This window comes from Mucilaginibacter sp. SG538B (assembly GCF_013376065.1).
Classification (GTDB): Bacteria; Bacteroidota; Bacteroidia; order Sphingobacteriales; family Sphingobacteriaceae; genus Mucilaginibacter; species Mucilaginibacter rubeus.
On sequence record NZ_JABMJI010000001.1, the window covers coordinates 2,297,589 to 2,323,834 of the forward strand.

The window sequence follows — 26,246 nt, forward strand, 5'->3', positions numbered from 1 at the left end:
TTGGGAGATTATTTAAAAGTTGCTGAAACACCAAATGAAAAGGTGCGTGGGATAGGATAAGCATTTTCATCAACGCCAATACCCAGCGTAGGGTCAAGCCCGGCAAAGTTGATCTCGGGGTTCATGCCCGAATATTTTGTAAATACAAAAGCTTGCTGAACAGATGTATAAACCCTCAGGCTGCGCATCAAAAACTTTTCGCCCAAATTAAACCGGTATCCCAGCGAAATATTCTTTGCAGTTAGGTATGAACCATCCTCAACCCATTGCGAGTTAACCTGCCTTCCCATTGCTGTAGTACCGGTTTTTGTACGAGGATAAACGCCCGAACCAGGGTTTTCCGGCGATCTCCAGCGGTCGGCTGCCGCGGCAAGCATCACACGTGAACCGTCGAGATTGGTTTGATAAGCCCATTTAGCGGCATTTAATATTTTGCCCCCAACTGAAAAGGCCATGTGTATGTTCAGGTCCCAGTTTTTATAAACAAAGTTGTTGGTAAGGCCACCGGTAAATGTTGGCGTTGGATCCCCGATAAAGGTACGGTCGTTCACATCATCGATAACGCCATCGCCATTAATGTCCTTAACCTTGATAGTACCGACGTCAGAAGCGCTGCCGTACTTGGCCGAATTAGCCAGGTCGTTGGCATCTTTATACAATCCTAAAAATACAAAGCCATAAAACTCGCCCAGGTGGTGTCCCTCCTGCTGGCGGTAATAATCAGACGATACCGTGTTGTTTCTGCGGATGTAACCCGGAGAAACCAGGTTTTTGATCAGGTTGCGATCAAAGGAAACATTCAGGTTAGTTGTCCATTTCAATTTCCCGGTAAGGTTGGTTGAGTTAACCGTAAACTCGTGTCCCCATAACTCAATAGCACCCACGTTATCCAGGATGCTGGTAAAGCCCGATGCCTTAGGTATAGGGCGCTGCATGATAAGCCCATCGGATATTTTGTGGTAATAATCGTAAGTGAAATTCAAACGATTGTTAAACAGCGACAGGTCTAAACCGATATCGAATTGTTTATTGCGTTCCCAGCGAAGGTCATCATTAGCCAACCGGTTAATGGTTTGCCCTGCTACAGATGCGCCACCAAATTCATAATAATATTTCGCTATTGTTGCCTGTGCAGCATAGTAACCCGGAAAGAAATTATTACCGGTTACGCCATAGCTCGCGCGGATCTTCATGAGGTTAAGAAAACTGAAACGATCCATGAACTTTTCATCACTTATTACCCAGCCTGCCGATACCGAAGGGAAATTACCATAGCGCTGGTTCGCACCAAAGCGCGAAGATCCGTCACGACGAACAGCCCCCTGCAGCAGGTACCTGCCTTTATAATTGTAGTTAATACGAGCGATACCAGATAACAACGAATAAGCACTATATGAACTGCCACCTTCTGATAAACTTGTAGCCGCGTTTAAATATGGGATATCGTCGCTTGGGTAACCTAAACCGGTTAACGTATTATTAGTACCGCTATATTTTTGAGCAGAATAACCTGCCAGTGCTTCAATATTGTGATCTCCGAAAGATCTATGGTAAACCAGGTTCGCCTCCGCAGTATATGATCCATTATCTACTGAACTGCTGGTTCCGGTGGCCTGACCTACCGTTGAAGTAACTACACCCGACTGGAAATACTGCCGGGTTTCGGCGCCTTTATCTACAGCGATATTAGTTTTAATGCTCAGGCCGGTTAAAAACTCGTAGTTTAAATAGCCATTGGCCAGGATGCGTGTAGTTTTATAATCATCGTTAGTAAGGTTGAACTGGGCCAGCGGGTTAATATAAGCCACCATACCCGGTGAATAAGTATCACGGTTGTAACTGCCATCTGCATTATAAGGCGACTTTAACGGACTGGCTTCAAAAATCCTTTCAAACAAACCGCCAACCCCATCAGTACCTAAACGGTTGTTATGATCAAGGCGATAGCTTGGCGCAAGATTAAAGCCTATTTTTAATTTATTGTTGCTTAATGAAAGGTCCTGATTTATACGCAATGAAAACAATTTGGTGCCGGTATTAATCAGTACGCCCTGCTGCTCCTGGTAACCAGCCATAACTGTCGAACTTGATTTTTCGCGCGCGCTGCGGATGGTGATGTCATAACTTTGAATCGGAGCAGTACGGGTAAGCAGTTTATACCAGTTAGTACCTTCGCCATATTGCTCCGGGTTCAAATAATCGGCTGGGGTAGCTGTTGTATAGCCAGGTTCGTACTGACGGCTATCGGCAAATTTTTCATTCATGTACTGGGCAAAGCCACGGGCATCCATCATTTTTGGAACACGCTCGCCCGGTATTTTCTGCACACCATAATTAGCATTAAATTCAATTTGAGCATCGCCCGGTTTAGCATGTTTTGTAGTGATCAGTATCACGCCATTTGCTGCCCGTGAGCCATAAAGCGCTGTAGCCGAAGCATCTTTTAAAATACTGAAGCTTTCGATCTCGGCAGGATTCATGTTATTGATGCTGCCTGTAACAGGGATTCCATCAATCACTACCAAAGGCTGGTTGCTGGCATAAAAAGAAGCCGCACCCCTGATCCTGAATTCTACGCCACGGCCCGGTTGTCCGCTGCTTTGCGCAACCTGGACACCGGCCGCCTTACCTTGCAATTGCTGAGCAAACTGCATTACAGGCATATCCTGAAGCGGAGCTGCATCAACCTGGGTAAGCGAACCCGTAACTTCCCTTGCACGCTGTTTTCCATAACTTACAGTAACTTCTTTTAACTGGCTACCGGCCACAAGGCTTATATTTAAAGTAGTTGTTTGATTACCGTTGATTGTAACATTGGCAGATTCAACCCGGGTGTAACCCACAAATGAAGCGGTCACAGTATAAGTACCTTCGGGCAGGCTGATATTATACCTGCCCTCGGCATCGGTCATCATTCCCAACGAGGTGCCAACAACACTTACCGATGCACCGGGCAAGGGCTGCCCGCTTTCATCTGTTACCCTGCCGCTTACGCGCCCTGAGAGCTGCCTGTATAATATAATATTACCGGCTTGTTCTTTAAAGCCTATCTCCTGCCCTTTTAGCAATGCAGTAAGGATGTTTTTCAGGCTTTCGTTCTGATAATTTGCCGCATTGACGTGTTTATTAGCGAGTTTTAAAAACAACTCGTCATAGGCAAAAGCAACGTTGGCCTTTTGCTCCAGTTTTTTTATAACTGAAGAAAGGTCTTCGTTTCCGATGCTAATATCAAGCCGGGTATTCACCCCCTGGGCCGCTAACTCAGTGGCCTTTACTGATACCAGGCCGATGGTTATTGATATGGAAATTAGTAAAAAAGAGATACGCATAAACTGTCTGCATAACTGTGTATGGAAATTCATATTTTTGATTGCTTTGTAATAGTCAAATTTTGCTGAGCCTTGCAGGCTGGGGTCGGCAAACCTTCACCTGCTGAAATTAAAGCCGGCTCCTGCTGAAACAGGACCGGTTTCTTTTTTAAGGGTTAATAAATAATTACTTCAGTACCCTCCTTTCTGAAATGTGCATTATGTATGGCGCTGATGAGTTTCAGCGTTTCTGTGGCCGGTGTATTGCGCTTAATACGTAAGGTGAATAAATAATCATGCACCCGTTTGCTGCCTGCTTTTAAAGTAAGGCCATACAGGTTTTTAAAAACCAATGACAGTTCCTCAAACTTTACTCGATTTAAATAAGTGTCACCATCTTTCCAACTCTGGCTTTGACCGGCATCCACTTTTTTCTGCTCAAAAGTGCCATCGTCCGTTGTATAACTAAGTTCCTGTCCCGGCGTGAGGAATGACAGCAGCTTTGTGCTTTTACTTACCCCTACCTTGCCGGTAACAACAGTAATTTTAACATGAGAAAGGCTGTGATATGCGTTGATGTTGAACGAGGTTCCTAAAACCTGCACCTGTAAAGGAGCGGTGATAACCCTGAATGGTTTGTGAACATTGTGCTTAACCTCAAAATAAGCCTCCCCCTCATCCAGGTAAACCTGGCGTATAGTTTTATCAAAATTAGAAGGGATCCGTACACGGCTTTGGGCATTTAACCAAACAACAGAACTATCCGGCAATGTCAGTTTCCTGATCTCACCGTTATGTGTACTTAAAGTGGTATAAGTTTCCGGAACTACAGTTGCGGGCTTTCTCAGAAAATAAATCAACGCAGCCGAACAGCATAACAACAAAATACTTGCCGCGATTCGATAGTTGAACCACATTAACCGTACAGGCGTATTGATGGAACTGCTGATCTTTGCGTGCATAGCATTTCTTACGCGCTCCAGCTCTTCTGCCGGCAGCGCTTGCTTTTCATTCCCGGCATCATATGAATCATACCAGGCTTCAATGATCGCTTTTTCGGTTTCGTTAGTTGCGCCTTTCTGGTACCGGCCCAGTTGTTTTATAAATTTACGTAGCTCCATAGTGGGTTTTCAACAGTAAGTCGTCAAAAGGCCCTGGAGGTACTTATAATTTACATCAACATTTTGTTAATTAATTGTAAAGCACAAATAGTATTAGTGCTAAATAGGCGGCGCTTTGTTCGGGGTGTTTTTCGGAGATAGCGATACGGAGCCGGCGCAGTACTTCAGAGATGTAATTTTTTACCGTTTGCTCAGCCAGTCCTAATTCGCTGGCAATTGCTTTTACCGAGTGGTTTTCGCTGCGCAGTTCGTAAACCTTTTGCAGCATTTCGGGCATATGCTTAACCGCCTGTTCAAGCGTTTGCTCCAATTCAAGATATCCGGAATGGTCATGTATGGAATTTTCAAGCAGTTCTACCCGCTGCAGCGCATCCTCCAGGCGCACATGCGTAACCTTTTGCGATCTGAAATAACTGATCACACTCAGACGTACCGCGCTCAATAAATATTGCTCAAAACTTGTTTGAATGGCTAAGGTATGTCTGCGTTGCCACAGTTTTATAAAAATCTCCTGCACAAGGTCCTGTGCCTGCGCTTCATCATCAAGCCTGGCACGGGCTGCCTGGTACGCGCGCTCCCAATAACGCTCAAACAGCAGATCAAAAGCCGAATGATTGTCTTCCCTGATTCGTGAAAGTAAAATAGTATCGGCAATTTCTATCATTTGATGCTACAAACCTACATTACTAATGTTAACTAAACTTTAAGAAAATGATCGCTGCATGGTTGTTACAAAAAACTAACCGTCTAATAAAATATTGGATGATAGTTTGTAGATTTAAAAATTATGAGAAACCAACCTACTATTAAAAAGAACTCAAATAGCAGATTCATCCGCATACAGCTCATCGCAGGATTGCTGCTTTTAATGATTTCGGGAGCCAAAGCTCAACAGGCAAAGGACCCTGCCGTTATCGGCAGATGGGATATAACTATCGACAAAGGTGGTAAAAGCCTTCCTTCCTGGCTGGAAGTTCAAAAATCAGGCACACATACCCTGATTGGCCGTTTTACCTATGCTTTCGGAAGTGCGCGACCAATATCAGAAGTAAAACCACATGACGGCAAATACAGCTTTTCTATCCCGCTGCAATGGGAAGAGGGAAACCGGAACATGGATTTTGAATTTGAGGTTAAGGGCGAAGAATTAACCGGAACAATGGTATATTCAGATGGGGTTACTTATCATTTTACAGGTGTCAGAGCTCCGTCAATGACAAGGACAAAGGCACCGGTTTGGGGCAAACCTGTTAAACTGTTCAACGGTAAAGACACCAAAGGCTGGCATACGGACGGCAAAAACCAATGGGTAGTAGAATCGGGCATATTGAGGAGCAAGCACTCCGGCGCAAACCTTATTACCGATCAAAAATTCAGCGATTTTAAATTACACATCGAATTTCGCTATCAAAAAGGCAGCAATAGCGGCGTTTACCTGAGAGGGCGCTATGAGGTACAGGTTATCGACACTAAAACCGGTGAGCCTGAACCTATCAATAACCAGTTTAGCGCTATTTACGGTTTCCTACCGCCTAATAAAATGATGGCAAAAAACGCCGGGGAATGGCAATCATATGATATTACACTGGTAGGGCGGTTAGTTACCATCGTAGCCAACGGTACTATGGTGATATGCCAGCAGGAAATTCCGGGCATTACCGGCGGGGCTATCGACAGTAAAGAAGGTGAACCAGGGCCGCTGCTGATTCAGGGGGATCACGGACCTATCGATTACAGAAACATTATCATTACTCCTGCAAAATAAATTACCGAGGGTATATTATTAAAAAAATCGGCCCGTTTAACCTAAGCAAACAGGCCGATTTTTTTCAAACTGATTTATTTAAAAACCATTAATCGGCTTGATACATCAGTTCTGCAAAGTTCTCCTTTTCGGCGCCGCAGGTTGGGCATTCATAGTCGCCTAAATTTTCAAATGGCATTCCGGGTTCTATATTATTAAAGATATCTCCATACAACTCGTCATAAATAGTGAAACAGCTTTTACATTGATGAACTGTTTTTTGATTGGGTGATTTAATTTCAGTATTGGTTTTGCTTACCGGCAACGGTGATAGATTATTGATTTGTTGTTCATAAAACATATCGCAAAGCGCTGTCAGGTGCCTGCTTAAATCTGCTTTGGCAACACCTTGTTTATAAATCACAAATTCGCGGGTATTGTGGTTAAAGTCACGTGTATGCACAATTTCAAATTCATCGGGCATTCGCGCGCGGATCATAATTGAGCCATAAATCCCCGATTTAGGCGACCGCTTTATGGCAAAGCTAAGTCCATATGTTCGCAAATCGGCCTCTTCAAATTCGCTTACCAATTGCTGCTTAAGCTCGAGGCAGGGATTGCAAAGGTCTTCAACCTGCCAGTTAAGCTCATTTGAAGCATGCCTGATGTTTACCCGGTATTTATTAAGCAGGTTACCCCATAACGGCCTGTGCTTTGCCTCGATATTTTTAATGAGTAAGGATTTCCACGGGCTAAAATACAATTGTCCAACCCTGGTTTGCATACACAGGTTGCAGATTTCTTTCAAAAACTCAATATCAAAAAGCTCGTGGCGCCTGTAAATACCCAGCCAGTATTTATTACCCTGTTTGTTAAAACCCTCATAATAGGGTAGTTGAAATTCGGGAATAATAAGCGGTTGATCAATTTCCTGGATTACAAATTGGTAACCGGCAGTAACTAATTGATAAAGCTTATCGGGATTGATTTCAACCTGATCGTAAAACAGCTTTTTGTTGGCAAATATAACCTGTTGTATTGCTTTGCCAATGGCGGGAATATCATCCGAATAAACCAATACAGGCCAGCAATACAGGATATTAGTTTTAGGAAACCTGATATACAAGTACCAGTAATTACTTACCGGCGAAGAAATAAAATTAAGGTTACCTGTAAAAAACGAAGCAAAAGTTTGATTGCTGTCAACCAGGTTTATTTTCAGTTCGGGCTGATAATCAAACAGATCGAAAATATCTTTATAAACACCTTCTTTGAGCCAGTTCTCCTGGTTAAAAATACCATCAGCTATGTACGAACTGGTGATGTTGGGATAAGTATCCTGATTAACTTCATAGTCAATACCGGCACTAAGCATATCAAATTCCAGATCCTCCAACTGTGTTTCTTCAATTTCAAAATACAATTGCTGCCTGTTCCCAAAACGGACCTGTTTAGCACCAGCATTTTGCGCGATGATGAGCATCTCGTAAAAATCACCGGCAGAAGCTACACCGCCGGGTAAATTTATCTTAATTAGTTGCTTATTATCCATTGGTTCAAGCTTTTAATAATTGTTGCTCAAGTACTTCTTCCAACAGGCGTTTTACTTCGGGTCTGCATGATCCGCAGCCTGTTCCGGCTCCGGTTTGGCTGCAAACATCGGCCAGTTGCGTACAGCCGCCAGCTACTTTATTACGGATATTATCGGCCCCCACATTATTACAACTACAAACCAGTTTACCTAAAACAGGTTCGGCCGTTTTACCGCTGCGAAGCAGTTTCAGGCGCTTATCGCTAAGCTCGGTTTTGTTTGCTATCAGCTCTCTGAATTCCTGAAACTCGCCTTTATCTCCAATTAAAATGGTGCCCACCAGCCTGTCCTGGTGAATAATGCATTTTTTATAATAACGCTTGGCCTTGTCTATAAACACAATTTCTTCATAGTCTTTTTCATTCGGGCAATCAGATAAACCGATACTGCACAAATCAAAACCATGAATTTTGATGATATTCATAAACAGGCTGCCCTTGTAATAACTGGCTATGTCGCCGTTCATATAGCCTGCAACTACAGCAGCTTGTTGTTCCGCAGCAGCGGTTATACCATATAATGTGCCGTTAAACTCTGCTATTTCGCCAATGGCGTATATGTTCGGATCGCTGGTAAGCAAACGTTCATTAACAATTACGCCGCGCTTAATTTCAAGGCCGCAATCTTTTGCAATTTCAAGGTTTGGCGTAGTACCGATGGCCAGGATCATGGCATCGCAGTCAATTTTTCGCCCGCTTTTTAAACCTATACCGGTAAGCTTGCTGCGACCGTAAAATAACTGTACTTCGTCGTCATAAAAAATATCGCAGCCTTGATCAACCATTTCTTCGTGCAAGAGCCTGCTGCCCAACTCATCCAATTGGCGGTTTAAAAATCTTGATGTACGTTGAATAATGGTGATGGTAATCCCTATTTCACGCAGGGAAGCCGCCATCTCCAATCCCAATAAACCACCACCAACAATAACCACATGCCCGTTTTTAGGTACATGCTTTTTGAAATTATCAGCATCGTTACGGCTGCGCATACTGAAGATCCCCGGCAGGGATGGAACGTTTTTAGGAATTGCCGCCCGGCTGCCGGTAGCCAACAGCAACACATCGTAATAGGTTTTTACACCGCGGCTATCGAGGACATATTTGTTAACACGATCTATTTTCTCGACACTTACGCCACGTAATAACTTTATTTTAAGTTCGGGTTCTTCCTCATCCGTCATTTTTACCAGTTGCTCCCAGCGTTGCTCACCGCTGATATAATCTGGCAGCATAACACGATTGTAAAAAGGATGGTCTTCTTTACTGAAAATGATGATCTCATCATCTTTGTTGAGTTCCCGATATGATCGTACAAAGCCGTGCGCACCGGCGCCGGCTCCAACAACCACAATTCTTTGAAATGGCTTTTTATATTTTTGGATATTTACTGCGCAATATTTAAAATCCGGCTCCTTCGATATTGGGTCAAGTGCGTCATTAGTAACGTTGTTAATGCGGTGCAGATCATTGTTCAGGATCTTGCCCCAATGCATCGGCACAAAAACAACACCCTGCTTTATCTGTTCGGTAATCCTGGCTTTTACCCTCACTTCCCCCCTTCTGGATGTAATAATAGTTACATCGCCTTCCCTGATTTCCAATGCTTCAGCATCAGCAGGATTGATCTCGATAAATGACTCTTTAATATGCTGGTTAAGCTTATTCACCTTACCGGTTTTGCTCATGGTGTGCCATTGATCTCGAATGCGGCCGGTAGTGAGAATAAAAGGATAGTCGCCGTCAGGAACCTCGCTGGTATGCGCATCCGGTACCGCGCTTATCTTAGCGTTACGTGTTTCGGTATAAAATTGCTTGTCGGTAAACAAGCGGGGTGTCCCTGGTATCGCATTACGTTTTTTATAAGGCCATTGTATTGATCGTTGTTGTATGATGGTTTCGTGCGTAAGCCCGCTGATATCAATATTGGTTTTGCCTGTTAGTTTAGCATGCTCGGCATAAATTTCTGCGGCATTTTTGAAGTCGAAGCCCTTGTACCCCATTTTTTGAGCAAAACGGCAGATGATCTCGCTATCCGGCATAGCCTCGCCTGGTGGGTCAAGTACTTTACTCAAATAACTGATCCGCCTTTCAGAATTGGTCATAGTACCCTCCTTTTCGGCCCAGGCTGCTGCAGGGAGGATCACATCGGCATAAGCCAATGTTTCGGGCTTATTGCTGATCTCCTGAACCACCACAAACTTTGCTTTTTTCAAAGCCTCTTCGGCAAGGCGTACGTTTGGCAAGCTGGTTAAGGGGTTGGTACACATAATCCAGATGGCTTTAAGGCGGCCATCATTCAGGGCCTCAAACATCTCCGTTGCGGTAAGACCAGGTTTTGCGGCTATCTCTGTACCTCCCCAAAACTTCTGTACCTCCGCCCTGTCTGCCGGATTGGTTAAAACACGATGCGCCGGTAAAAGATTAGCAAGCCCCCCTACTTCACGTCCGCCCATAGCATTTGGTTGCCCGGTTAGTGATAATGGGCCAGATCCGGGCTTACCAATATGGCCTGTTATCAAATTAAGATTCAGGAGGCTTAAATTTTTATTTACCCCAACAGCGCTTTGGTTCAAGCCCATTGTCCACATTGAAATGAAGCCTTTCGCTTCGCCAATATAACCGGCAGCAAGGCGGATATCGTTTTCGCTTACACCACAAATAGCAGCCGATTCAGCAAGGGTACGTTCAAATACCAGTTTGCTATACTGCTCAAAACCATCAGCATGATTGTGTACAAAATCAATATCGATATCACCGTTCTCTATCAATACCCTGCCAATAGCGTGGTTAAGTGTGATATCGGTACCCGGATTTAACTGCAGGTGCAGATCGGCATTGCTGCAGGTATCCGTAACCCTGGGGTCAACAACGATGATTTTCACATCGGGATTTGCGGCTTTATGCGCTTCAACCCTTCGCCATAAAATAGGATGGCACCAGGCTGGGTTAGCTCCGGTTACATAAAAACAATCGGCCAGTTCAATATCGTCATAACAAACAGGTACAGTATCCTCGCCTAAAGCAATTTTATACGCGGCAACCGCGCTGCTCATACACAAGCGCGAATTAGTATCTATATTATTACTGCCAATAAAACCTTTAATTAGCTTATTGACAACATAATATTCTTCAGTAAGGCACTGGCCTGAGGCATAAAATGCAACCGAATCCGGCCCGTATTTATCAATGAACGTTTTAAAAATGGCTGCTGTGCGCTCCAATGCGTCGTCCCAGCATACCCTTTGCAGGGGCATGCTTTTGTTATAACGCATTTGAGGGTACAGCAGCCTGTCGGTTTTATCATTAGCTGTGTAATGCAGGTTAAGCCCTTTACTGCATAACATGCCTTTATTTACAGGATAGTCCTTATCGCCCTCAAGCGTTATACTGCCATTTTTTTCTTTATTAATTACCACACCACAGCCTACCCCGCAGTAGCAGCAAGTACTTTTAAATGTATTTTGAGGGCGTTTGTTCAACATTTCTTTTAAGCCTTAAGCTTTCATATGATTTCTTTTCTATTTATTCAGCCTTCTGCTTTAAGCTTATAAAGCCAAAGCAGGTTCATCTGCTGTTTGAGCCTCGGCCTGTTTTTGAAAACGGGTAATCAGCACAATCACAGAGATCACCATAACAGTGATACCGATGTAGGTAAATGCCTGTATATAAGTGATATGTTCGGACTTGAAAAGAAACCCAAACAACATCCCCCCAAGGTTACCGCCTGCTCCCACTATACCGCTTACCATCCCAACATTTTTACTATTGATAAACGGAACTATACCATAAGTGGCACCATTTGACATTTTGAGGAACAATGCAAACGAAAGCATGGAAATAATAGCCATTGTAAGGTTGCCCGAATTTGCAAACAGAACAAGACCAATACCTTCCAGCAGCAGTACGCCGGCAAGCAATAAGCCCTTGCCCCGCATTCCGAATTTGCCACCAACTTTGTCAGATACAATGCCGCCTAATGCACGGGCAAAAATGTTCATGAAGCCAAAAATACCTGCCCAGAAACCGGCCGAACTTTGCGACAAATGAAAAGTATCTACAAAATGCAGGGAAGCTACGTTATCAAAAGTGATCTCCATACCAAAACACATCGCATAGGCCAGTGTAAGTGCCCAAACCCGCCAGTCGGCCAATATCGACCAATCGGTTTTTGATGGGTTGGTTTTGGCATAACCTACTTCATCATAGTTGCCGTTAGGCGTGTCTTTGGTAAATTTCCAGTATACGAATGCTATTATCAGCATCATTACACCCGGAACTATCATGGCATACCTCCAGGCTTCGGCCTTGGTAAAACCGGCCCCTACTATAGCAGCAAATATTAAAGGCATCACCATATTGGTTACACCACCGCCAAGGTTACCCCAACCACCGGTTACCGCGTTGGCTGTACCTTTTATATTAGGCGCAAACATCATAGAAGTGTGGAACTGGGTAATTACAAAAGATGAACCTATTACACCAATAGCCAGGCGGAACAGTAAAAACGAAGTATAATCATGAGCCAGACCTACCAGAAAAACAGGCAATGACCCTATAATTAATAACCTGACTGCTGTTTTACGCGGTCCCCAGGTATCACAAAGTTTACCTATAATAAGGCGGGCAATAATTGTTGCAGCTACAGATGCAATGATGGTGTTACCCACTTGTCCTTTACTCAAATGTAATTCGGCACGGATGGTTGGCATTAATGGCGCCAGTCCGAACCAGCCAAAAAAGCAAACAAAAAACATGAGCCAGGTAACGTGAAAGGTGCGCATTTGTACACCCTTTAATGAAAATATGTTGAGTTTGGTAAGTTGTTTTTCCATTTTTTTAAGCTTAAAGCTCAAAGCCTAAGGCTAAAAGCTGTTTGTTGTACTTTAATTTTTTAACATTTCTCGCTTTCGGCTTTTAGCCTTAAGCTTTCAGCCTACATTACTTGTTTAAAAACTCAGGTTTGATATTAAGTTGCAGGTATGCCCAAAACGGGTGCAGTTTGCTGCTATCCGGCGTTAAACCTTTAGCATACTCCATGCTGTGGGTTGCTGCCATGTAAGATAAGCCCAGATCAACAGCGGTAAATTTGTTAAGCTTATAGCTGTTGGTGAGATCAAACTCAGTACCCAAATATTTGTCGATAGGTTGGCCGTTTGTTCCTTTCTGATCTTTAGCCAACAGAAAGTAATGATTAGCCAAATCAACGCTAAATCGCTTATTATCTGAAAGATATTTGATTTTAACGTAAGGGTTGCTCAAGCCGCCGGTTGGGGATCCGGTGCCTGCATAAAAATAGTCCATATAGCCCCAGAACTTATGCGGAGTACCATACAATGGGTCAAACCTGTGATTGGTTTTTGAAGTGGACAGCGCATCATTTCCTGACAGATAGTCCCATCCGGCTGTGTAAGCCATGTTACTGCTTTTGTATGATAAAGATGCGGTATAAGTGTAAGCACTTAACTCAGCACCGTCGCGATCATAACCTCCCTGGTAATAAAATCCAGCGGTAGCAGCCCATTCATCTTTGCTGCCGAAAACGGGATTAACAAGCAGCCCGGTTGTATAGCGGGTATTAACTCCTGGTTGATTAAACCGGCGGCCATATATATAACCAACATCTTCGCCTGATACATTTTTTACCGAATCGAGCTTGTATTTGGCAAACTGATCGGCCAGGAAAAGGCCGGTTACTTTAGTTTTATTAAATTTTTTAGCAAAGTAGAGATATTCAAGTGCTTTATAGTTCTGGTTTTGCCCGTTAGTACCGGGAGGATTTAAAAATGAGAGGTTGCCGTTTTTGGCGCTAATACCAGAGGCATTGACTAGCGGGATAAGCCCGGCAGGGGTGTTAGCCAGATTACCTTTGCTATCCTTTACTGTAGCGGGTACATTGGCCGGTGTATAATAGGTGCCATTATAATTAATAGCATCAGAGCTTTGATTAAAGGCAGCGCCGAGATCAACCTGCCAGCCTGATTGAAGAAGTTTTAATACGATGGCGTCGTGCCTGCGGGCTTGCTGAATCCAGTCGGTAGCGCCAAGCAAGCGTTCATCGTCATAGCTAATTTCCTGGCGACCAGCTTTTATGGCGAAATAATCGACAGGTGATTTTTTAAAGGAAGTGTCTTTTTTGTTGGAGAGGATCAGCTCGGCCCAGGCTTCGTGAAGGCTTAGCCGGCTGCCGTCGTTGATAGTAATAGTTGAGGCATCCTGGCCCCACAGCCTTACATCCTGTACGGATGTTTGGAAAATAAGCTTGCTGCTTTTGTAATTAAAGGTGAGCCGCGTTCGTTGTGACACAAAGGCCGCGTTTTTGTTACCTACCGGTTCTAAAGTTCCATAACCATCACGTAATTCGCCCCTTGTTTTGATCTGGCCTGTCAAAGACAGCTGCGCAGAAGCATTATAAGAAACGAAACATGATATAATTAATAGAATTTTTCCAATAGTGTATTGATTAGATACATTTTTGTACATTTGAATTGGTTTTTTATTTGTTAAAGCGATTAAAAACTATTTAACCCTGTCTGGGAATGCGACCTCCCGGCAGGGCTTTTTTATGAATTTTTGATTTTTACCATAGGCTCAACCTTTTTTGATTTATTTGTCTGTTTAATTATGATAAATATAACTTATTTAATGATTGCGTACAAATAATTGATTTTTAAAATGAATTTTTATGATTAAAATCATTAAAAACTATATTTTTTGACAAAAACTCAAATTACAAACGATCAAAAACAACTGAAATGCATTTTTAACAATTTATTAATAGATAAAAAACCAATAAACCATCGCAAAAACCAAATTAGAATCCTTTCAATAAAATAAAATCACTATAAAAAATCACATACATTAATATAAATCCATTTAAATTTGCTTTAAACTCTAAAAATTCGAAAAATAAATTCAAAATAAGACGGCAAAAACGAACATGGCTTTATTAACCAATACCTTGGTGTATAAAATACACTGAAATTTTAAACAAAAACGCAAAAAAAGCGCCATTACCCCTTTCGGCAACGGCGCTTAATGTAAATTTCGTTCTGTTTTCCGCCTAAATACACCAGCATTTAATCAACTCCGACAAAAACTTTTCCGTCGGCTATTTTTACCGGATAAGTTTTTATCACCAATTCCTCTTCCCCCAAGCACGCACCGGTAAGGAGCGAAAATGTTTTTTTATGAAAAGGACAAGCTACTTTTGGCTCGCAGCTTTCGCCGGCACTGCCGATCATGCCACGCGATATTGCCATTTGCTGCTTATGTGGGCAAAGATTTTGCGTTGCATACCATTCATTGCGACGTGTAAAATTAAATATTGCTATCTGTTCATCGCCGTGCTTAATACATGATCCGCCATTTTCTGGCACATCATCAACATAACAGGCCATGATCCATTGGGTTGCTATTGTTGCTTCCATTGTGTTTTCTTTTTAATAATGATCAATCTAACTTTGAACTAAAAACTCGGGATTTCCTAATAAAACCTACCATTCCTTAGCGCGAACCTGCTCACGCATTGGCTCAAATTGAGCATGAGGATCTTTTTCATCAGGCGCATTTATAAAATGAGCGAAGCGCTTACGCATTGAAGGGTTATTTATAGCCTCTTTCCACTCGCAATGGTAGGTATTTACCAATGCCTGCATTTCCTCTTCCAACTGCTCACCCAATCCGAGACTGTCATTTACTATTACATTTTTAAGATAGCTCATGCCACCGTCGAGCTTATTAAGCCAGGTTGCTGTCCGGGTTAACTGATCGGCTGTTTTTATATAAAACATCAGGAACCTGTCGAGATATTTAATTACGGTCTCCTTATCAATATCTGTAGCCAGTAACTGGGCGTGCTGAGGCTTTGAGCCACCATTGCCACACACATATAAATTCCAACCTTTCTCTGTGGCTATAATTCCAAAATCTTTTGATTGCGCTTCGGCACACTCCCTAACACAACCACTTACGCCGCCTTTAATTTTATGCGGCGCGCGAATCCCTTTGTATCTATCCTCCACCTCGATGGCGAAAGTCACACTATCATGCAAGCCAAACCTGCACCAGGTACTGCCTACACAGCTTTTTACAGTACGGAGTGCCTTGCCGTAAGCATGCCCGCTTTCAAAACCGGCATCAATAAGCTCTTCCCAAATTAAAGGCAGATCGCTCAGGTGTGCACCAAACATATCAATGCGCTGCCCTCCGGTTATTTTAGTATACAACCCGTATCTTTTAGCAACCTGGCCAATCACGATCAATTTATCAGGCGTAATTTCACCACCCGGAATACGCGGCACAACAGAATAAGTGCCTCCCTTTTGAATATTAGCTAAAAAACGATCATTGCTATCCTGTATTACTTCCTGTTTTACAATAACATCATTCCATAAGCTGGATAAAATACTGGCAACAACTGGTTTGCAAACCTCACAGCCGTCGCCCTTGCCGTAATGGTCAAGTACCAGGTCGTAGTTTTTCAGCCCGTTTATTTTAACAAGATCAAATAGCTCCTGGCGCGAGTAATCAAAATGCTCGCAAATAACATTTTTAATATACTGGCCATTCGCCTTCATGGTGCCGGCAATCAAATCTTTTACCAATGGTACGCAACCGCCGCAGCCTGTACCCGCCTTGGTGCATTTTTTCATGCCATCAATACCAGTAACGCCACCCTCATTTACAGCCGAACAGATTGCACCTTTGGTAACCGCCTCGCATGAGCAGATCAGCGCATCATCAGGCAAGCTCATTACACCTGCCCCTGCATTAGCTTCACCTCCCCTTGATCCTAATATCAGATCTTCAGGATCCGGCGGCAGTACTATTTTATTATTAACGGTTTGCAGCAGCATATTATAAGCATCTGCATCGCCGATTAAAATACCACCTAAAAGGTTCTTGCCATCGTTTGTTATATTAATACGTTTATAAATCCCCTTATGCGTATCCTCAAACAAAATAGTACGACAATCAGGTTCAGTAATAAAGGCATCACCAAAGCTGGCCACATCAACACCAATCAGCTTTAGCTTAGTGCTCATATCATAGCCATAAAAACTCTTATCAGCCTCAGTTAGATGAGCTGCTACAATATCAGCCATCTCATAGCCGGGTGCAACGAGGCCATATATCATACCTTCGTATAAAGCACACTCGCCAATAGCATAAATACATTCATCACTGGTTTGCATTTTTTCGTTCACTACAATACCGCCACGTGTACCTACATGCAAACCCGCCAGTTTAGCCAGCTCATCGCGCGGGCGAATGCCGGCCGATATAACCAGCATATCTACAGCAAGCTGACTATCATCATTAAATTTTAACGAGTGGATTTTTTTATCGCCGGTGATAGCAGCAGTGCTTTTATTAAGGTGAATATGCAAACCCAGCTGGCTCAATTTCATTTGCAACATACTACTCCCTGCAGAGTCTATCTGACGCGGCATCAGGCGCGGTGCAAATTCAATAACATGCGTTTCAGAAATACCAAGATCTATTAAAGCCTTAGCAGCTTCCAGCCCTAGCAAGCCACCACCCATTACAGCTCCTGATTTTGCATTAACAGCGCAGGCCTTGATCAACTCCAGGTCTTCAATGGTGCGATACACGAACACACCTTCCTTTTCAATACCCGGGATATCGGGCACAAAAGCCGATGAGCCGGTTGCTAAAACCAGGTAATCATATTTAAGTGTAATGCCTTTTAAAGAGTGGATTGTTTTTTCGGTGCGATTGATTTCCTGGATGGGGTCATCCAAATGCAGCGAGATGCCATTATCTGAATACCACGATAAAGTGGATAGCGATAGGTCATCAGCAGTCTTACCGTTAAAATATTCACTAAGGTGCACCCTGTCATAAGCGTGACGCGGCTCTTCGCCAAAAACAATTATTTGGAACTGTGTTGATCTGGCTAAAAGTTTTTCGCAAAACTTATAACCTACCATACCGTTGCCAACAACAATGATGGTTGGTTTTGACATATCGAAATTTTTTAAATGTTAAAGCAATTTTCAAACTAAAAATGAATCAACTGCGACCTTGATTTCATTTATATCACAATTATAACTCAAAAAAACATCAAATAAAAATTTAATTTCAATTTTTTATTAAATAAATCATGATTATTGGTGTTTAAATTCATAAATTAGTGCTATTGATATAATTTATATCAATATTTAAACAGTTTTTTTCCATTGATTTTGTGATTTTTACAAAATCAATGGAAAATAAAGGTTTAAAAATCTATTTTTCAATCACTAATTTAATAAAATGCAAAAAAAAATACAAAATCCAGAACTTTTTGTACTTGGAGCCGGTCCAGGAGACCCGGAATTGATGACTATCAAGGGATTTAAGGTATTACAGCAGGCAAATGTGATATTATATGACAATCTGGCTAACAAAGAGTTACTGGCGATAAGCCGGGATGATTGTGAAAAGGTATACGTTGGCAAGCAACCTTATGGTGATTATACACCGCAGGAAACAATTCATGAACTGATAAAACACTACGCATTTACTAAAGGTAACGTAGTAAGGTTAAAGGGAGGCGATCCGTTTATATTTGGCCGAGGGTTTGAAGAAATCATTTATGCCCGTCAACATGGTATCACCACACATTACATACCTGGTGTAACCAGCATGCAGGCCTCCGGACTGGAAGACATCCCCTTAACCCACCGGCAAGTGAGCGAAAGCGTATGGATGGTTACCGGCACCAAAAAAGATGGCGGTCTATCTGCCGATTTAACCTGCGCCATGCACAGTAACGCAACAGTTGTTATATATATGGGGATGAAAAAGCTGGCAGAAATAGCATCAGCCTACATAAAAGCGGGTAAAGGCGATACACCGGCAGCTATTATACAACATGCTTCATTGCCTCAACAAAAATCTGCAAAAGGAAAAGTAAGCGGGCTTGAAGCTATCGCGGCAGATAATCAGCTTACTTACCCCGCTATTATTATTATAGGTGATGTTGTTAACGTAAAAAATTAAAAAAATGAAGATCAGAATAAAAGGAAACTCGCTGCGCTATCGCTTAACCAAAACTGACGTAGAAAACTTTGACAGGGACGGTTATCTGGAAGAAAGCACCAATTTTGGTTCAAAAGTATTTAAATATGCATTGCAACGCTCTGCAACTGAATTTTTAACTGCCGGTTTCAGCGATAACACCATAATTATGTATATGCCGGCCGCGATGGCCGTTGAATGGGCAAGCACCGACCGTGTTGGTTACGAAAGCAACCACAACCAGATGTACCTGCTTATTGAAAAAGATTTTAAATGTCTGGATAATGTGGCTGAAGACCAAAGCGACAATTATCCTAACCCATTGAGTTTAAAACTTCAGCATTAAGCCAGGAAGGAGTAAATAAAAATCAATTAAACCGAAGTTATGATGAAGTTTTGGCGTGTTTATTTAATCTTAAATGCCGAACGGTAAAAAATAGCGCAACTAAAATCAAAATCCATACCCAGGTGTCCAGCGGGCAACCGTCGGGGCCGCCATCATTGCCATCGCAAAGACCATCTCCCGGATCGGCAAAACTCCAGGATACAGTGAGCAGGTTGATTATTATAATAGCTAATATTGTTTTCCATTTTGATTTAATCATAGCTAATTCAAACATGTTATTATTGTCTAAAAAACATTCCACTCCCAATTCTATCTCCTGTGCCTTCATTAACTGCAACTACTATGTAAAGCCCGCGGCTCAAGCTATTAACATTTTCCTGTATAGTATTTGTGCCTGTTGCCGATAGTCTTCTCACGATAGCCCCCGAAGGGCTGACTATATTAATCCTAACAGGCCTGGTTGATGTTTGTTCTACCTTGATATTGACTGTACTGGCTGAAACTACGGTTGGATATACCAGAAATTTAGTTACTCCGGCGCCAGGTCGGATCTCAAAATTAAGGTTATCGGAGAGTTTATTTTCCCCGGTTACCAGGGTTTGGCCAAGGCGGTAGATTATCTGTCCGCTACCAGGAGTTTGGTCTGTATAATTATATTTACCGATACCTGTTGACTGCAGGCTATCTATAGTCAAAAACGTTTTGCCCCCATCAGCACTTTTTTGAACAGCGAATTTGGTAAAGTTGCTTTCATTATTGGTTTCCCAGTTTAGAGCTATCCCTTCAGTAACTTTCTTCCCTGTAAAGGTTAACAGCCGATAATCGTGACCAGGAACGATACCTATTTTAAGATAAAACCTGTCATGAGCATAGCTTGCCGGGTTCGACTCTACTTTGAATGCGTATTCGGAATTATGTACAACATCAAGCGAATCGTTGGTGTATTTATCCTTTAGATAAATTGAATACCTTGCATCTATATTCTTTTTTACGGGCGAGGTAAGTTTATACGTGCCATAATTCGAGAAAGTAACGATCAGGTTTACACGTTTTAACTTTTCGAGATTACCTGTGTAATTAGCAAAACACCCTACCGAATCGCTGCTTAACGAGTAAAACAAATCACCCTGCCCTGATGGCCGATAATAGGGTGCATCTTCGCCAGGAACAAACTTGTCTGTAGCATTTTTATCAAAATTGATATCGGTAGAGTTGTGGACTATCGCATCCTGCACCAACTCCATAGTAAGACGGGGCAAAGGGCTTTCAATATCATTGGTAGCTTTGCTCGCAAACGAAGCGCCAATATTTTTACTTGGGTTGCCAACGACATTGAATATTGGATTAGATGAAGGAGAGTTTGAGTAAAGAGAATAGGCCACCTTCATTGACTCATCAAATTTAAGCGCTGACGCAGCTGTTGCTAATATGAAAAAACCCTGTCCTGACAAAGCATAACGACTCGCACCTGCTCCGACACTATTAGTACTGGCATCATACAAAGCAAACTTGGTTGAAGAACTATTGGTGCCCGTACTTGCGTCTTTTACCAGCATATAATAAAATTTGTGAACACTCCCGTTTACAGTATAAAGTTTATTAAGGTCAATTACTGACGCATAAGGGTTACCAATAAGATTAAGTCCTTTCTTTGTTGAGACGGTTGAATTGAATGACAACGCCTGCGGAGCACTTACTGCTGTAGCCGTATAATAAGTTGGCGGCGTAGATGGAAAATTAACAATATTGGCCGTTAACGCGGCATTGGTAGCGGCTGAGCCAGTGCCTTTAATAACTGTACCGAAAAAATTTAATGTAGCGTTATCCGTCGCCGGAAAAGGCCTTACAAAAGGGTTAACCACGCTTCTGCTGCCTCTGAAATAATATAAAAAACCATTAGCAGCAGGCAAGCCCTGGCTTGTTGAGCTAAATGGCTTATACTCGTTATTTACCACCTGATTGGGGTCGGTACTGAGAGGCGCGTTTTCATCATATACAAAAACAGACGGACTATTATTCGTGGTTGGAGAAGAATCAAAACCACCGCCAGACGGGCCTGTGATATAAGTTGTTGCGATAAGCGGAATCAGATTATAGGTAGAAAGCGAGCCAGTTGTTGTAAATGTAGTTGTACCGTTAAGCACCGGCGACGAAAGCAGCATATACCGGCGCAAAGTGCCTTTTACGTAACGCTGAACATTAATACTGCCGGTTATACTATTGACGAAACCACTTGATACAAGATTACCGATACTTGCGTCCCCAACAGCAGTAGACAATAACGTAAGCGCCGATGTTGTTGATGTGGCATTACCTACCGCAAGGGTCGACCCCGCGCTTGCTGATGAGGTTACATTTAACGTATATAATGGAGCAACTGTAAATTTGCTGCCTGATGCCATTGTTTTGGTTCCGCCACCAGTGAAGGTTACGTTATAAAAATTTGTACCGGTGCTTGTAGCATCTGTGAGCGTTTGCGTTGTGCCATCAAATGATATCAGCGCGGATGCATTGGGTGTAAAAGTGCCTGTATTGGTATAGTCCTTGGCAATCGATAAGACACCTGTCCCCATATTCATGGTGCCGACATTGCTGAGCGTTCCGTTTACGTCAATACTTCCAGAACCGCCGGTAATCGTCGCAGCTGCATTATTAGTCCAGATGGCAGCTGTTGAACCAGCCACACCAATTTTGGTAGCCGTATTGGTTGCATTGGAAAATGACACATTTGAATTTGTGGTAAATGTGGAATCGATATTTAAATAACTTGTTTGACCAGCGGTTGTACCACCAATAACAGCTGTGCCGCTGCCTTGTATAATGAGGTTGTCATAAGTGCGATCTGTAGCCGCATTTGGGTTTACAGGCCCGCCACCCGAGCCAAAACCCTGAACTGAAGTAGTATAAATCACTGGGTTAGCCCCTTTATAATTAACAGTAGCTTTACCTCCATGGTCACCATAAAAATTACAGGACGCATAAGGTACAGGTATCGTTCCGATGGCGTTTGTGGCGTTAAGGATTAATGTTGGATTTACAACCGTATTAGTTGTTTTATATGATGTGAGGGCATTCACCGTAAAGTAAGCGCCATTCTGACTGGTAACACTGTGATTTGTAAAGGTTATCTGGTTATTTATGGTCATAGTCCCCCCTTCCAATCTGAATCCACTTCCATTTTGTTGTTTTACGTTCAGATGTATATTTACATTGTTGCTGACTGTTAGTGTGTTGACCTCCGAAAACAAAAATGAAAAACTACCATAGGTGGCTGAATTAGTACCGATCTGTATGTTTGTGCAGGAGATCGTACCGGTTCCTCTTATATCATTGAAAATGGTACCACTTGCATTGGTATTGACATCCTGGGTGATATCACCTGTTACGGTCAGTGTCGCGCTATTTACAGTTAATATTGTTCCGGTTAGCGATGTGCCCGCTAAGACGCCTCCCGAAACGTATTGAATCCGTCCAAAAGTGATTGAAGCTACTGTAACGTTTGCCGAAAGGACAGGTTGGTTTGTGTAAGTAGAGCCTGTAACACCAAAGCGAACAATGTCGGCAGTACTACCGCCCTGACCGGGGTATGAGGTTGTTGTCGCTCCTCCAACAGTCCAGTTATCCGGATTGCTCCATAAAGTGCCGTTTATATAACCACCAGAACATAAAAAACCTGAACATGTTCCCGCGCCGGTCCAATCAAAAGTAGTCGCAAAAGCGAGCTTATTTATGAAGAGTGCACAGATTGATAGCAGGATAATTTTCAAATAGCTTATTTTCAAGATTTTTGTGCGCTTGGTTTTAAATTGTTTCTTTATACGTTATACATTTCCTTCAGGTTATATTTCAATAAAAAAAACAAGTTACATTTAATTAATAAGCAGAAATAAAACAATACAAATCCCCCTATCATTTGATTTGATCGGCCCGCTTATCGGAGTAGTATTAATATCCTTAGCGTAACCATCTAACGGCGTAAAAAGAATAATACAACAAGATGGCCACGAACTGTTATTAACAACACGTATCAAGAGAACTTTAAATTTCAGGCAAAAAACAATTCGGCCTGGCGGCTAATACTTTTTTTAACCCAACCCTAAAATCTTTTTTTCCTGTTTACTACCACAGAAGTATAATACGAATCAGAAACAATATAGAATGTATTCGACGATAATATGAGTTTTCCAGACCCAGACTTTCAGAAAGCAAGATTCAATTTTTATGTAATCTTATGAAGATTAGATGAAGGCTCCGGCCGACAGTTGTTCATGTTTAAATATGAATTATATATTTGTAACTCATATTTAAACATGGCTAATCATAAAAAGACTGAGTTTGCCGTAACAGATCAGGACATATCAATGGTAGCAAAGGCGCTGTCGCACCCTGCAAGAATCGCCATCATGCGTATTTTGGCACAGCACAAGCATTTTACCTGCGGCGAAATAGTTGAAATACTCCCTTTAGCGCAGCCAACGGTATCCCATCATTTAAAAGAATTAATGGATGCCAGGCTGATCACCGTTGCAATTGATGGTAAAAAATCATTGTATGATGTAAACTGGCCAACCTGGAACAAGTATACAGCCGAGTTTGAAAATATGCTCAGTGCTATTAACAATGCGGACCAGCAGACCTGATCTGCCTTGTTAACTTATGGGTTATATTCATACACAACCTTATAAGGTACCTGTTTAAGTGAAGCAGATACCTGTCCTATCCTCAGATCGCGCAGTTGTGGGGTGGGCTCACAAAAGGAATAAGCTTTTCCTTTATAAAGCAAGGGTTTCCCCATCGGTTTATTAAACTGCACTGCCATAGTTATATGAGTTGGATATAACACCGCGATCATCGGCAAATTGTATATTTCTTTAACAAGGTAAAAAAATAACGCGGCACGATCATCGCAGTCGCTGTATTGGGCAAACAGCGTTTCTTCCGGGCTCAACCGTTTCTCCCGGCCGAAATTCATATCATCATTTTCATATAAAAAGGCATATCGGGTAAAATGCATCAAGTAATCAACACCTTTTTTGATACTCATGCCGTCCACATTTTTTTTTAGCAGGGGGATCAGCGATCCATAAGTTTCTTTACTCAGCGGAATATTGAAGTAAGATTCAAAATCTACAACCGGATAGTTCTTGAAAATGGAATCAATCAGCGGGTTAAGCTTAATCCTGAAATAGTATGCTTTATGCCGGTAGGTAAACTGCAGATCCTTTTCAACATAGTCCGCAGGCGCAAAATCAGGCATGCTCGTAACCTTATATGAAAATGAGTTTATTGCACCGGGCACATTGATATCAACAGGAATAGCCGGTTGTATTGTAAGATCGGTACCCGGGTAGTCATGAATGTTAAGACACATGTACTTTTTATCATCAACCGTATAAGAAGGAATATCTGATACATCTTCATTGTTGTAAACATAAAAAATGATTTTTTTTCCGGCCAGCGCCAATCGTGCGTCATAGCCCGATTTAACCATCAGGAACCATTTACACAAGGTGTACGTATTGTAATTTTTTTCTTTAGGGCTTATTTGCTGGGCAGTTTTGCGCACGAGCTGGTAATACAGCCAGTCATTAAGCTGGTGATCTTGTTTATAACTCAATAATGCATTAAGCAAAGATTTATAATTACCGGCATCAACATTGGTATAAAAGCTTTTTATGTTATTTACCGATAGTCCGCTTGTGGTATCGCTAATAGTTAAAGCATCAGCATTAAATGTACCATCATAAAAAGCAAAACAAATCCTCCCGTTACTTTGAGCAAACAAATTAGCTGTACTTAAAAGTATCAAACAAGGGAATAATATTTTAACATATCTGCCCATAGCAAACACATCATTTTACTTATAAAGGTTAAAGCATTTTGGTTTATGTCTAAATATACAAAATTGCAAATTAAAACATCAATTGACTTAATATTATTTTAATCGTTTAACAACATACTATTAATATTACACGCATAGATTTGAATTGGAAAATTATGATGCATGAGGACAGAAACATTAGGTAAAAGAATACTATGCTTATTTATAGCTATAGGGTATTTCTTTTTTTCGTGTTTGTATGTTACACGATGTCCCAAAATTGCAGGTCATGTCAAAACAGGAAAGTATTTAACGCTTAACAACGGAACGGTAAAACAAAACGGTCCGGTTATTTCGAGTGCAAATAACGGTAAATCGGCACCTGTTCTCTTTTTATCCCGCCCGCGGGTCATTTTCGGCAAAACCTTAGCTGCATTAAATAATCAATTCAGGTTAATTCGCACTTGTGAGTTATGTCCGTTCCTGTTCATATCACAATATGACACTCAAAGCAGATTTCGATCTCACAAGGTTTTTTACGCTGCTAACATTTTTTCCATTACCTGTACCTGGAAAATCTGATTTATCAACTTCTCTCCTGCCAGTACCTTTTACAACGTTTTCTTATTACCTGCATTTACAGCGATTAATGCTGTACTATTAATTTATTTAAAAATCGTGTAGACAAGTTATGCCTTATTTCAACTTAAAATTTTCAAATACCGATAATGAACTGGCTAATTTTGCGAAAGCCCTTGCATTGCCGGTCAGGATTGCCATTGTTCGTATCATTATAGCTAACGGCAATTTAGCACCCAAAGAAAGTTTATATAGCATCCCGTTTAACCAGGAAACAATAACCAAGCACATTGCCGAATTAAAACGGATGGGTATTTTAAAGGCTTGTGGTTTACGCGGTTCAATTAAATACAGTATTGACGAGCGGTTGTTTCGTCAAATGGCCGATGGATTTGCCATGCTATTTGAAAGTATAAGGAGATTTGAACATGATCTGCCGGACTATTAAACTTGATTATACGAGCATTGAGGTGATTTTCTGAACGCAAGATGATTAATTACAAAAAAAATCAATTATAATAACCTGATAAACAGGTACTGCGTTATAACATTTACTTAACCTGTGCTTAAAATACCAATTCAGATTTGGCAATTCGGTTCAGATTTGTACTTTTGCGCCCGGAGAGTTGGCAGAGTGGTCGATTGCGGCAGTCTTGAAAACTGTTGAACTGTGAAAGGTTCCTGGGGTTCGAATCCCTAACTCTCCGCTGAT

Annotated in this window: 17 protein-coding genes and 1 tRNA gene; 6 read left to right on the forward strand and 12 right to left on the reverse strand. The window is 41.9% G+C overall.

From position 1 onward, the window contains the following. Positions 1–8: 8 nt before the first annotated feature. The 3 genes from FHW88_RS09220 to FHW88_RS09230 all read right to left on the reverse strand — a co-directional run bounded on the left by FHW88_RS09220 (position 9) and on the right by FHW88_RS09230 (position 5,093). Complete coding sequence (locus tag FHW88_RS09220) at positions 9–3,362, reverse strand: SusC/RagA family TonB-linked outer membrane protein (RefSeq protein ID WP_255485249.1); 3,354 nt, start codon at positions 3,360–3,362, stop codon at positions 9–11. Positions 3,363–3,484: 122 nt separating this feature from the next. Next, entirely contained in the window at positions 3,485–4,429 is a 945-nt protein-coding gene (locus FHW88_RS09225; RefSeq protein WP_176624801.1) for a FecR family protein, read from the reverse strand. 70 nt (positions 4,430–4,499) lie between these two features. Beyond that, entirely contained in the window at positions 4,500–5,093 is a 594-nt protein-coding gene (locus FHW88_RS09230) for an RNA polymerase sigma factor (RefSeq protein ID WP_176624803.1), read from the reverse strand. Positions 5,094–5,216: 123 nt separating this feature from the next. On the opposite strand from FHW88_RS09230, the gene FHW88_RS09235 reads away from it, so the two are divergent. After that, on the forward strand, positions 5,217–6,194 hold the full coding sequence (locus FHW88_RS09235) for a DUF1080 domain-containing protein (protein ID WP_176624805.1): 978 nt from the start codon (positions 5,217–5,219) through the stop codon (positions 6,192–6,194). Between the two features lie 88 nt (positions 6,195–6,282). Here the strand turns inward: FHW88_RS09235 and FHW88_RS09240 are convergent, their stop codons facing one another. The 6 genes from FHW88_RS09240 to nirB form a co-directional block, all read right to left on the reverse strand. Beyond that, the gene (locus FHW88_RS09240) at positions 6,283–7,725 is read right to left on the reverse strand and encodes a rubredoxin (RefSeq protein WP_255485250.1); all 1,443 of its coding nucleotides are present in this window, start codon (positions 7,723–7,725) and stop codon (positions 6,283–6,285) included. Positions 7,726–7,729: 4 nt separating this feature from the next. After that, positions 7,730–11,245, reverse strand: a complete 3,516-nt coding sequence (locus FHW88_RS09245) for a nitrate reductase (RefSeq protein WP_176624807.1) — start codon at positions 11,243–11,245, stop codon at positions 7,730–7,732. A gap of 63 nt (positions 11,246–11,308) precedes the next feature. Further along, entirely contained in the window at positions 11,309–12,595 is a 1,287-nt protein-coding gene (locus FHW88_RS09250; RefSeq protein ID WP_176624809.1) for an MFS transporter, read from the reverse strand. A 106-nt stretch (positions 12,596–12,701) separates the two neighbouring features. After that, positions 12,702–14,243 (reverse strand): alginate export family protein, encoded by a 1,542-nt coding sequence (locus FHW88_RS09255; RefSeq protein ID WP_176624811.1) that lies wholly within the window; start codon positions 14,241–14,243, stop codon positions 12,702–12,704. Between the two features lie 596 nt (positions 14,244–14,839). Continuing rightward, positions 14,840–15,190 (reverse strand): nitrite reductase small subunit NirD, encoded by a 351-nt coding sequence (gene nirD / locus FHW88_RS09260; protein ID WP_176624813.1) that lies wholly within the window; start codon positions 15,188–15,190, stop codon positions 14,840–14,842. Between the two features lie 66 nt (positions 15,191–15,256). Continuing rightward, complete coding sequence (nirB, locus tag FHW88_RS09265; protein WP_090525797.1) at positions 15,257–17,752, reverse strand: nitrite reductase large subunit NirB; 2,496 nt, start codon at positions 17,750–17,752, stop codon at positions 15,257–15,259. A 289-nt stretch (positions 17,753–18,041) separates the two neighbouring features. Between nirB and cobA the strand changes: the two genes are divergently transcribed. Further along, positions 18,042–18,770, forward strand: a complete 729-nt coding sequence (gene cobA / locus FHW88_RS09270) for a uroporphyrinogen-III C-methyltransferase (protein ID WP_176624815.1) — start codon at positions 18,042–18,044, stop codon at positions 18,768–18,770. A 4-nt stretch (positions 18,771–18,774) separates the two neighbouring features. Further along, entirely contained in the window at positions 18,775–19,134 is a 360-nt protein-coding gene (locus tag FHW88_RS09275) for a DUF7009 family protein (protein WP_176624817.1), read from the forward strand. Positions 19,135–19,171: 37 nt separating this feature from the next. On the opposite strand, the gene FHW88_RS09280 is transcribed toward FHW88_RS09275, so the two are convergent. Further along, the gene (locus tag FHW88_RS09280) at positions 19,172–19,408 is read right to left on the reverse strand and encodes a hypothetical protein (RefSeq protein ID WP_176624819.1); all 237 of its coding nucleotides are present in this window, start codon (positions 19,406–19,408) and stop codon (positions 19,172–19,174) included. Between the two features lie 4 nt (positions 19,409–19,412). After that, on the reverse strand, positions 19,413–22,916 hold the full coding sequence (locus tag FHW88_RS09285) for a beta strand repeat-containing protein (protein WP_176624822.1): 3,504 nt from the start codon (positions 22,914–22,916) through the stop codon (positions 19,413–19,415). Between the two features lie 528 nt (positions 22,917–23,444). Here FHW88_RS09285 and FHW88_RS09290 point away from each other — a divergent pair. Then, positions 23,445–23,774, forward strand: coding sequence for an ArsR/SmtB family transcription factor (locus FHW88_RS09290; protein ID WP_090525802.1), 330 nt, complete (start codon positions 23,445–23,447; stop codon positions 23,772–23,774). A gap of 14 nt (positions 23,775–23,788) precedes the next feature. Here the strand turns inward: FHW88_RS09290 and FHW88_RS09295 are convergent, their stop codons facing one another. After that, complete coding sequence (locus FHW88_RS09295; protein WP_255485253.1) at positions 23,789–24,943, reverse strand: hypothetical protein; 1,155 nt, start codon at positions 24,941–24,943, stop codon at positions 23,789–23,791. A 703-nt stretch (positions 24,944–25,646) separates the two neighbouring features. On the opposite strand from FHW88_RS09295, the gene FHW88_RS09300 reads away from it, so the two are divergent. After that, positions 25,647–25,982, forward strand: coding sequence for a hypothetical protein (locus tag FHW88_RS09300; RefSeq protein WP_090525804.1), 336 nt, complete (start codon positions 25,647–25,649; stop codon positions 25,980–25,982). Between the two features lie 172 nt (positions 25,983–26,154). Continuing rightward, positions 26,155–26,241: transfer RNA gene (locus FHW88_RS09305), tRNA-Ser, on the forward strand. The last annotated feature ends 5 nt before the right edge of the window (positions 26,242–26,246 follow it).

What these genes read in the sequence shown, in the direction of transcription:
- FHW88_RS09255 (WP_176624811.1), bottom strand. Translation starts at nt 14,243, where the DNA reads ATGTACAAAAATGTATCTAATCAATACACTATTGGAAAAATTCTATTA.
- cobA (WP_176624815.1), top strand. Translation starts at nt 18,042, where the DNA reads ATGCAAAAAAAAATACAAAATCCAGAACTTTTTGTACTTGGAGCCGGT.
- FHW88_RS09245 (WP_176624807.1), bottom strand. Translation starts at nt 11,245, where the DNA reads ATGTTGAACAAACGCCCTCAAAATACATTTAAAAGTACTTGCTGCTAC.
- FHW88_RS09230 (WP_176624803.1), bottom strand. Translation starts at nt 5,093, where the DNA reads ATGATAGAAATTGCCGATACTATTTTACTTTCACGAATCAGGGAAGAC.
- nirD (WP_176624813.1), bottom strand. Translation starts at nt 15,190, where the DNA reads ATGGAAGCAACAATAGCAACCCAATGGATCATGGCCTGTTATGTTGAT.
- FHW88_RS09300 (WP_090525804.1), top strand. Translation starts at nt 25,647, where the DNA reads ATGCCTTATTTCAACTTAAAATTTTCAAATACCGATAATGAACTGGCT.
- FHW88_RS09235 (WP_176624805.1), top strand. Translation starts at nt 5,217, where the DNA reads ATGAGAAACCAACCTACTATTAAAAAGAACTCAAATAGCAGATTCATC.
- FHW88_RS09220 (WP_255485249.1), bottom strand. Translation starts at nt 3,362, where the DNA reads ATGAATTTCCATACACAGTTATGCAGACAGTTTATGCGTATCTCTTTT.
- FHW88_RS09250 (WP_176624809.1), bottom strand. Translation starts at nt 12,595, where the DNA reads ATGGAAAAACAACTTACCAAACTCAACATATTTTCATTAAAGGGTGTA.
- FHW88_RS09275 (WP_176624817.1), top strand. Translation starts at nt 18,775, where the DNA reads ATGAAGATCAGAATAAAAGGAAACTCGCTGCGCTATCGCTTAACCAAA.
- FHW88_RS09225 (WP_176624801.1), bottom strand. Translation starts at nt 4,429, where the DNA reads ATGGAGCTACGTAAATTTATAAAACAACTGGGCCGGTACCAGAAAGGC.
- FHW88_RS09240 (WP_255485250.1), bottom strand. Translation starts at nt 7,725, where the DNA reads ATGGATAATAAGCAACTAATTAAGATAAATTTACCCGGCGGTGTAGCT.
- FHW88_RS09280 (WP_176624819.1), bottom strand. Translation starts at nt 19,408, where the DNA reads ATGTTTGAATTAGCTATGATTAAATCAAAATGGAAAACAATATTAGCT.
- nirB (WP_090525797.1), bottom strand. Translation starts at nt 17,752, where the DNA reads ATGTCAAAACCAACCATCATTGTTGTTGGCAACGGTATGGTAGGTTAT.
- FHW88_RS09290 (WP_090525802.1), top strand. Translation starts at nt 23,445, where the DNA reads ATGGCTAATCATAAAAAGACTGAGTTTGCCGTAACAGATCAGGACATA.